The 768-nt window shown below is 49.0% G+C and carries 1 protein-coding gene; it reads left to right on the plus strand.

Annotated elements, in window-relative coordinates:
- The coding region (locus tag A3750_RS25675) for a hypothetical protein (protein ID WP_369819913.1) at positions 1–715 on the plus strand (715 nt) is incomplete at its 5' end.
- Between the last annotated feature and the right edge of the window lie 53 nt (positions 716–768).

Raw genomic sequence — 768 nt, forward strand, 5'->3', positions numbered from 1 at the left:
GTATGGCTCGCTCTCGGTCGATCCAAATACGGGTGTAGTGACCTATAACACTGGGGCTCCAGATTCTGGCGTGCATAAAACTGGGACCGGTGTAACGGGAGATGTTATTGAGCATTTTGTGATTACTCAAGGTGGTGTCGCAGCGACTCAGATGCTTGTGGAAGTGCATTTGAGTGCGCAGGCGACACACGGCCACAGTGGGCATTACGTTGAACATATTGCGGTAAAGGATATGTCTTTGGCACCTGTCACAAATACTCAAAATGACGAACCCGATGAATCTGTCGTCGATGATCTTACGATTCCAACAATTACGCTTGCATTTGACGAGTCAGCAGAAGTAAATGACGTCGACTTTAGTCGGCTTCACGATCTCAAACAGAGCCATACAGGCTCCATGGGAACGGAAGTTGATGAGAGGGCCTCAAAAGTGTTTGGTTCAGCGGCCGATAATGAATCGAACGATGCACTGCAGAACATGATTGCAGACCATCTAAGCGCACATCACAAAGAGAAAGCGGATGCAAAAGCACTTGCAGATCCAGACAACAAAGACGCCAATGCTGCAGGTAAAGACGCGAGTTCAGACGATTCCAATAACGCCGCGCATGATGCTGCGGCATCGGCACATGATGACTCGATGGCTGGCAGCTCTAGCTCACATATGGATAGCCTGGTACCGAAACCAGACGATGACACCTTGCCACCCATTTAGGCTGTAAGGTTTAGGAGATTAAATGACGGAACAGAAAATGGACGAGCAGAAGG

This window comes from Oleiphilus sp. HI0079, assembly GCF_001635105.1.